This is a genomic window from Pseudomonas sp. P5_B2, from assembly GCF_056400445.1.
Window position 1 is genome coordinate 1 of record NZ_JBFULH010000189.1, and the last position, 7,711, is coordinate 7,711.

Consider the following 7,711-nt stretch of genomic DNA (forward strand, 5'->3'; position numbering starts at 1 on the left):
CCCATGGAGATGTCTTCACCGGAGAAAACAACTTCAAAAATGTTTCCCTGGCATCAACGTCAACAGCATATTGCTCTTTCAACGCCTGACTGAGCAACGGCTCGGCAAATGAATAAACGTCTTGCAATTCATCGAGCATTCGATCGACATTGTTTTGTGCGCGCCAGCTCTCCTCGGTGGCACGCATTAATCTATCGTGTTCAATAAACGAGGCGGTCTTGTTCCATTCAGGAAGGGGAGAAAGGGCCGCTTTCAGCGCACTGACCCTATGGAGTCTGGCTTGAGTGAACCATTCTGGAATAGCACTTTTTATAAAATCGTGATGAATACTTTTTTCTTGTAAAATTAACACCGCAGATTCACGACCACGCAAAAGATGACTCATATTTGCAACTCACACCGACAAGTTAAAGGATGACTTGCGCATAAGCGTACAGCGCTCACCACTTACTAAATGAAGTGCAATTCTGATTAATGTGTAGGAGAAGTCCCGAGCGGTGATTATCAAATAGTTTCCAATACACCGTTTATTACAGGACTTTTTGTCGCCGATACTGTTCCGGAGTACATCCAGCCTGGCGTTGAAACATCGCGATAAAGGCCGAACCCGTGCTGTACCCCATGTCGAAGGCAATGTCCTGAATGCTGCGATGGCTGTCCAGCGCCTCAATAGCCGCGAGGAAGCGCAATCGTTGACGCCACTCACCAAAACTCATGCCCAGCTCGCGAACAAACTGCCGTGCCAGGGTGCGTTCGCTGACGTGGATCTGCGCGGCCCAGTCGGCCAAGGGCCGGTCGTCTCCGGGCTCGGCTTGCAACGCTTCCAATATCCCCAACAACCCCGGACTGCTGGCGTAGGGCAAATAGCATTCATGCACCGGCGCCAGTCGCAGTTGATCCACCAATACCTGACCTAAACGAATGTCTGCCTCGTGCTCGGGAATCTTCACATCTCGCGCCGCGAAGTCCTTGAGGATCGCTTTGAGAATATCGCTGATCGCCAGCGTGCAGGCCTGTTGCGGCAACTCGCTGCACAGCGATGGCGCCAGGCAAACCGCGCGGTAGTTGATTGGCTGGTTGCTATAGAAGCTGTGCTCGGTCTGGGGCGGTACCCACACCGCGTATTGCGGGGGCGACATGAAACGGCTGTTGCCGATTTCCATATGCAACACGCCATTGGCCGAATACTCGAGCGTGCCCCAAGGATGCCGGTGGGCCGAGGCGTACTCATGGGTGTTGAAATCGGCGTAGCGGAAATAGACCGGGGCCGGCAGTTCGGCGAAGTCCAGCAGGTCAATATGTTTACTCGTCATGCTGTCCGTAATCCGGGGCAGGTTGTCTGGATCGAAGTATAGGCTTGCATCCAGACAAGCGGATAATTGCCCCTCATTAACGTTCTGGTTTTTCTGATGCAATACGCTTATCCGCTGCTGGCCATTTTCATCTGGGCCGGCAACACCGTGATCACCAAAATGTCAGCCGGGGCCATCTTCCCCGCCGAGATCGGTTTCTATCGCTGGCTGCTGGCCGGGATGCTGTTCACACCGTTCATGCTCAAACCGGTAATCGCGCATTGGCCGCTGATTCGCCCGAACCTGGGCAAGATTTTCATTCTTGGCGTGCTGGGCATGGCGGTCTACCAAAGCCTCGCCTACTTCGCCGCGGCACTGACTTCTGCAACCAACATGGGGATTATTCTGTCGTTGATGCCATTGATGTCGTTGGCCATGGCGATTGTCAGCCTCGGTCAACGCTTGACCGCTGGCGCATTGGCCGGTGCGGTGCTGTCGTTTGCCGGCGTATTGGTGGTGGTGTCGTCCGGCAGCCTCGGCGCGCTGCTTGAACACGGGGTGAACATGGGCGACGCGATGATGCTGGTCGCCACCCTGGCCTATGCGATTTACAGCACGCTGCTGAAAAAATGGCAGCTGCGTTTACCGCCACTGGTGTTGTTGTATTTGCAGGTGTTGGTGGCGGTGGTGGTCCTGTTTCCGCTGTTTGTCGCCTCGCCGAAGATCGGCCCGACGCTGCAAAATATTCCTCTGGTGCTGTACGCCTGTTTGCTGGCTTCGATGCTGGCGCCACTGGCGTGGATGCAGGCGGTGGTGCGTTTGGGGCCAAGCCGGACCACGCTGTTTTTCAACTTGCTGCCGTTGATTACCGCGCTGATTGCGGCGGTGGTGCTGCATGAGCAGCTGGCGATGTATCACTTGGTGGGCGGGGTTTTGACGTTGGGTGGGGTGGTGCTTTCGGGGCGTTGGACGACGGTGATCGGCCGTAAGGTTCGTGTAGCCTGAACTGACGCTATCGCGAGCAGGCTCGCTCCCACAGTTGATCGCATCCCCCTGTGGGAGTGAGCCTGCTCGCGATGAACGATGACGCGGTATGGAGATTACACGCCGGCCGCTTTAAGCCGGGCGGCATGCTCGACAAACAACCGAATCGGCTCGGCGCCCTTCCCGACCAATCCCAGCGACTGATTGACGATGTCGAAGTGATCCAGCGGATACTCATCGCCAATCACCGTGCCCAGGTGCGAGCTGTACCGCCCGACCATCCCGTCGCAATGCCCGACCTCGTTCACAAAGGTTTTGGCAAACAGCCGGCAACTGCGATTCGTCCCGTCAAACAGGTTGCACCCACTATCCGTCTTGCCCGGCTGCAAGGTCCCTGACCACGAGTAATAACGCACACCGTTAACCTCTTCCGGCCCGTGCCCGCCCCAGGTTTCAGGCAAGCCCTGTGGATAACGCAGATTGAACAGCGCCACGCCTTCAGTGGTGAGTGAATGATGGGACGCATGGATATCCACCGGCAACTTCGGCCCGCGATAACCAGTTTCGAGCAGGCTCATCAACGCGGCGATTATCCATAACAGAAAGCTCAGCAGCCGGCCCTTGGCGCTGTCGTGCGGATAGTGTTTGTGCAGGTAATCGGCCAGCTCCGAGCCGTGATTCGGCCCGGCCACCGAGGTCACCGACGCCACGAGGTCCGGGCGTTTGGCGGCCGCATAGCGGGCAGTGAGCGAACCCTGGCTGTGGCCGAACAGGTTGACCTTCTCGGCCCCGGTCTCGCGCAGGATTTCTTCGATCCGCGCCAACAGTTGTTCACCGCACACTTCACTGGAGTTGAGCGGCGAGACCTGCACTGCAAACACGGTCGCCCCACCTTGGCGCAACGCCGAGACGATTCCGTACCAGTAGGGATAGAGTACAAGACGGATAAACCCGAGCATTCCCGGGACCAACACCAACGGATAGCGCGTGGCGGAACCTTGCGACATGGGCGAACGTCCTTGTGATCGGTGAGACGAAGCAAGGCTGGATGCAAGACATCAGCCAAGCATCGTCACCGAAGATGACAACTCGACAACCAGTCTATGACATCCACCCTACTTGAGCCCAACCACACCCGCCACGATCAACCCGACCGACAACAGTTTGATTGCCGTCAGGCTTTCGCCCAGCAGCGCAAACCCAAGGAACACCGTGCCCAATGAACCGATGGCGGTCCAGATCGGGTAAGCGATGCTCACCGGCAGCTCGCGCATGGCCAGGGTCAGGAAGTAAATCCCGCCCACGGCGGCGATCACGGTGATCAGCGACGGCCAGAGCCGGGTGAAGCCTTCGGCGTATTTCATGCCCATGGCAAAGGTGACTTCAAACCCGGCGGCGATCAGCAGAAACAGCCAGGCCATCTAAAACTCCCTGACCAGCGACAACAGACGCTGTTCGGCCTCGGCGGCGGAGATCTGGAACGTGCGCGCCGCGGACTCTTCGCCCTCGGCGGCCACTACAGTGATGTCGGTGATGCCGATGAACCCCAGTGCGGTGCGCAGCAACGGATCAGCATGGTTCATGGCTTCCAGTCCACCGCCCGGGCCGAAGCCAAACCCGCCGCGACTGGTGACGATCAGCGCTTTTTTGCCATGGACCAGCGGCTCGTACTGAGCCACACCATTGTCCAGGGTGTGATTGAACGTCAGCCCGAGCCGCACAATCTGATCGATCCAGGCCTTGAGGCCACTGGGGATGCTGAAATTGTGCATCGGCGTGGAAATCACCAGCACATCATGGCCGAGCAACTCGCCCACCAACTCATCGCTGAAGGCCAGATCCGCCTGCATCGACAGCGGTCGCGCATCCGGCTCGGGGTAAAACGCGGCGGCTATAAAGGCTTCGTTGACCGGCGGAATCAGCGCCCGGCCTACTTCTCTGCGAGTCAATGTGCCCTGCGGATTTCGGGCTTGCCAGACCGCTAGAAACACTTCGGCCAAACGGCGCGAGTGTGAGCGCTCGCCACGGGGGCTGGCGTGAACGACAAGAATTTTACTCATCTGAATCTCCTTGGGATTACACTCAAACGGCTAGTGGCTTGCAGCTTGGAGCCATCAGCAAAGGGCTTCAAATGAGCAGAAATCAGTCGAGATGAATCCATTTCATCCATGGAGCTTCTCAATGTTTGCTTCCTTACCGTTGACCGCCCTGCGCGCTTTCGAATCTGCCTCGCGCCTGCTGAGCTTCAAGGCTGCGGCCGAAGAGCTCTCAGTGACGCCGACTGCGGTGTCGCATCAGATTCGCTCACTGGAAACCTGGCTCGGCGTGCCACTGTTCGAGCGTTTGCCACGGCAAGTGCGCCTGACCGAGGGCGGTGAGCGGTTATTTCACAGCCTGCACGGCGCCTTTCTGGACGTGGCGCAAAGCGTCGACACCTTGCGTCCGCAACGCAGTGGCGCCAGCCTGACCGTCTCCACCACCGCAGCATTTGCGGCGTTGTGGCTGGTGCCGCGCCTCGGGCGCTTTTACGCACGTCACCCCACTATCAGCCTGCGCCTGGACACCCACTGCGAAGTCATCGATTTGCATCAGGACGCCAGTGTCGATCTGGTGCTGCGCTATAGCCTCGACACCTACCCGAACTTGTACGGGCAGTGCCTGTTCGATGAGAACTTCGGGGTGTACGGCTCGCCGGAGCAAGTAGCGCTGGCCACCACTCACACGCCGACGCTGATCAGCGTGCACTGGCACAACTCCAAGCTGTATGCCCATGGCTGGGAGGCGTGGTGCGCGCAGTCAGGCGAGTCATGGTTGGTGGGCAAACCGGCCATCCGGGAATACGACGAGGAGCATTACGCCTTGCAAGCGGCTATCGCCGGTCAAGGTCTGGTGCTAGCGAGCAATATTCTGGTGTCAGAAAGCGTGGCCAGCGGTTTGCTGGTCCCATATCGCGGCGAGACTCAGGTCGATGGCGCTGGTTACAGCGCGTTGTGCGTGCCGGGGCGCGAGCGACATCCGCCGGTGCGGGCGTTTTTTGCGTGGTTGAGCGAGGAGGCGTTGCTGTCCGGGCATAAATTCTGAAAGATCTGTTGCGCCTGAAAGACCGCCATCGCGAGCAGGCTCGCTCCCACAATGGACCGATGTTCGCATTACTAATGTGGGAGTGAGCCTGCTCGCGATGGCGTCAGTACAGACGCCGCGATTATTTGGTGGGTTTGACCGTCACCGGCGCCTTCCCCGCCTTCATCTGCTCCAGCAACGGCGCACACTGGTTCGGCTCACCACCACTGGGCGCTATCAGCGCCAGCAACCCCGCCGCCGGCGCCGCAATCACGCCCAACGCCACCATCCCTGCCCCGCGCAGCATCAGCGGCACGGCTTTCACACCGGCATCCGGCTTGATGAACTTGCCCCGCACGTACAGTGGCGAGCGCAACGAAATCAAGCGCCAGCCCTTCGACTCCGGCGTGATGGTCAGGTCCAGTTGTTCGGTTGCCATGTTCACGGTGCCATCGATGTAGACGATCGCGTTCTCGGTATCGAAGACGAACAGGCGCGTGGTCGCCAGTCCGGTCTTGATGTCGAAGTCGGCTGCGGCACAATTGATCTTCACTTCCTTGTCGCCAAAGATTTTGCCGACCACATAGTTACCGACATTGAGCCCGGCCAGCTCCATCAACTCGCGGCTGATCGCGCCGTCGTTGATGAGCATTTTCAGCGTGCCGTTGGCGCTGCCCAACAGTTTGGCCACCGAATTGCCCCGCCCCGAAATGTCGGCATCACCATTGAGTTCGCCGAAGCTGGTTTTCATCGGTTCGAAAGTCGGGAACAGTTGCTTGAGCTTGAATTTGCGCGCGGTGAGTTTGGCCTGCCCCTCCATGGGTTCGGTACGGCCATTCAAGCGAATCTGCGCTTCCAGATCGCCGCCCGCCACACCAAAGCGCAGCGGTTCCAGGCTGAGCACGCCGTCGGTAAGTACCAAGTGGGTAAACAGGTCGTTGATCGGCAGTTTTTCGCTGTGGACGATGCGCTTACCGGTGAATTCGACGTCGGCGTCCATGTCACGCCAGCGCTCAGTCTTGAATTCTTCGACCGGCAACACTTTGTCCGGCGGCTGCTTGCTGTCGCCGCCACGGGCCTGTTGCTTGGCGTTGGAGTCGGCGCCGATCAGCGGCGCCAGGTCGGCGAACAACAGTTGGTTGGAGAGTAATGAACCACTGAGTTTCGGCCTTGGCTGACTGGCGACGTAAGTCAGGCTGCCGTGAATGTCACTCTCGCCGATTTTGCCGTTGAACGCTTCATAGCGGAACACCGCGCCACTGGGCTCATGCAGCTTGGCCATCAGGTGTCCGTCGGTTGTGTACGGCGATGTGTCCGGCAGTATCACGCCGGTCAGCGGATAGAGATTGCCCAGGCTGGTGCCGGCCAGTTTCAGCCTCAAATCCAGCGCACCAAGGTTCAGGGGATCGGTCAACGTGCCGGCCAGTTCTATGCGGGTGTCGGCAATCTTCAGCTGAGCCTGCAGCGGAAACGGCCTGGTCGCGTCCTGCAGCGCCAACAAGCCGCCGATCTTGCCGGAGCCTTCGAGTTTCTGCGCTTTGTATTGGCCTTTGACCTTGAGGGCGAAGGCGTAATCCTGCGGCGCGCCGCCCTTTTCAACCGCGGTTTTCGCCGCTTTGTCCCCGACGATGTCGCTGAACGGGATCGGTTTGCCCAATGGGTCGATCAGTACGTCGAGTTGAGTTTTCAGGTGCTGGTCGTCAAGGATGACGTGGCCCTTGTCGAAGCCAATCGCGCCAATGTCGACCACCCAGTTCGACGGTTCGGCGTCGGGGTCTTTCGGATCGAATTTGAACGTCCAGTTGGCGCGGCCATCAGCCAGACGCTGAAGGTCGGCGTTCGGTTCGGTCAGGTCGATGCGCGGGATCACCACCCGTTGGGCCAGCAAGGCAAGCGGCGAAATTCGCAGCTCTACGCGTTTGAGGGTGACCATCTGCGATTTCTTCAACCAGTCCGGGTTGCCCAGGCTCAAGTCGTCGGCCACCACATGCGGCCACGGTACCCAGCCCCGCCAGCCGCCCTCGTCAGGCTCGCGCTGCCACACCACCGCGAGGTTGCCATTGATGGCGAACGGACGGTGCAGTTCTTCGGAGACTTTCGTGTTGATCGTGGGTTTGATCCGGTTCCAGTCAAAAAACACGATGATCAAAACGAGTATCGCCAGCAGAACAACCAGGCTGGCAAAGGCCCAGGCAAAGATTTTCGGGGTGCGCGTCATTGCACAAGACTCCTTTGTACGACTGCGCGCCCCGACTGCGACGCACGTGTGAAACGTTAGGCCAAAACCGACCTGGCATGACACCTAGGACTGGGAAAAAGCGTGCAGGTTTAACCGAAACGCCCATTAACGTTCAAATAATCGGTCGGGGGCACCT

The 7,711-nt window shown here is 58.7% G+C and carries 8 protein-coding genes; 2 read left to right on the forward strand and 6 right to left on the reverse strand.

The window, feature by feature from the left end:
- Together AC1DRJ_RS15345 and AC1DRJ_RS15350 are read right to left on the reverse strand one after the other, a co-directional pair.
- Nucleotides 1–385 (reverse strand): hypothetical protein (locus AC1DRJ_RS15345; protein WP_477802915.1); only part of this gene is annotated, 385 nt, incomplete at its 3' end.
- 145 nt (nucleotides 386–530) lie between these two features.
- Nucleotides 531–1,313 (reverse strand): AraC family transcriptional regulator, encoded by a 783-nt coding sequence (locus AC1DRJ_RS15350; protein ID WP_477802916.1) that lies wholly within the window; start codon nucleotides 1,311–1,313, stop codon nucleotides 531–533.
- A 96-nt stretch (nucleotides 1,314–1,409) separates the two neighbouring features.
- Between AC1DRJ_RS15350 and AC1DRJ_RS15355 the strand changes: the two genes are divergently transcribed.
- Nucleotides 1,410–2,297, forward strand: coding sequence for a DMT family transporter (locus AC1DRJ_RS15355; protein ID WP_477802917.1), 888 nt, complete (start codon nucleotides 1,410–1,412; stop codon nucleotides 2,295–2,297).
- Nucleotides 2,298–2,392: 95 nt separating this feature from the next.
- On the opposite strand, the gene AC1DRJ_RS15360 is transcribed toward AC1DRJ_RS15355, so the two are convergent.
- From AC1DRJ_RS15360 to AC1DRJ_RS15370, 3 genes are all read right to left on the reverse strand, one after another.
- Nucleotides 2,393–3,283: an esterase/lipase family protein gene (locus tag AC1DRJ_RS15360; protein ID WP_477802918.1), complete on the reverse strand. Its 891-nt coding sequence runs from the start codon at nucleotides 3,281–3,283 to the stop codon at nucleotides 2,393–2,395.
- Nucleotides 3,284–3,391: 108 nt separating this feature from the next.
- Nucleotides 3,392–3,697 (reverse strand): DMT family transporter, encoded by a 306-nt coding sequence (locus AC1DRJ_RS15365; RefSeq protein WP_477802919.1) that lies wholly within the window; start codon nucleotides 3,695–3,697, stop codon nucleotides 3,392–3,394.
- A complete protein-coding gene (locus tag AC1DRJ_RS15370; RefSeq protein WP_477802920.1) occupies nucleotides 3,698–4,336 on the reverse strand; it encodes an FMN-dependent NADH-azoreductase in 639 nt (212 codons plus the stop codon). It lies immediately after the preceding gene.
- 121 nt (nucleotides 4,337–4,457) lie between these two features.
- Between AC1DRJ_RS15370 and AC1DRJ_RS15375 the strand changes: the two genes are divergently transcribed.
- On the forward strand, nucleotides 4,458–5,357 hold the full coding sequence (locus tag AC1DRJ_RS15375) for a LysR substrate-binding domain-containing protein (protein WP_477802921.1): 900 nt from the start codon (nucleotides 4,458–4,460) through the stop codon (nucleotides 5,355–5,357).
- Nucleotides 5,358–5,478: 121 nt separating this feature from the next.
- Here AC1DRJ_RS15375 and AC1DRJ_RS15380 read toward each other — a convergent pair whose 3' ends face one another.
- On the reverse strand, nucleotides 5,479–7,554 hold the full coding sequence (locus AC1DRJ_RS15380; protein ID WP_477802922.1) for an AsmA family protein: 2,076 nt from the start codon (nucleotides 7,552–7,554) through the stop codon (nucleotides 5,479–5,481).
- Nucleotides 7,555–7,711 lie beyond the last annotated feature (157 nt).

Excerpts from the sequence above, each read along its gene's own strand:
- AC1DRJ_RS15355 (WP_477802917.1), top strand. The coding sequence starts at position 1,410 with ATGCAATACGCTTATCCGCTGCTGGCCATTTTCATCTGGGCCGGCAAC.
- AC1DRJ_RS15365 (WP_477802919.1), bottom strand. The coding sequence starts at position 3,697 with ATGGCCTGGCTGTTTCTGCTGATCGCCGCCGGGTTTGAAGTCACCTTT.
- AC1DRJ_RS15350 (WP_477802916.1), bottom strand. The coding sequence starts at position 1,313 with ATGACGAGTAAACATATTGACCTGCTGGACTTCGCCGAACTGCCGGCC.
- AC1DRJ_RS15370 (WP_477802920.1), bottom strand. The coding sequence starts at position 4,336 with ATGAGTAAAATTCTTGTCGTTCACGCCAGCCCCCGTGGCGAGCGCTCA.
- AC1DRJ_RS15360 (WP_477802918.1), bottom strand. The coding sequence starts at position 3,283 with ATGTCGCAAGGTTCCGCCACGCGCTATCCGTTGGTGTTGGTCCCGGGA.
- AC1DRJ_RS15380 (WP_477802922.1), bottom strand. The coding sequence starts at position 7,554 with ATGACGCGCACCCCGAAAATCTTTGCCTGGGCCTTTGCCAGCCTGGTT.
- AC1DRJ_RS15375 (WP_477802921.1), top strand. The coding sequence starts at position 4,458 with ATGTTTGCTTCCTTACCGTTGACCGCCCTGCGCGCTTTCGAATCTGCC.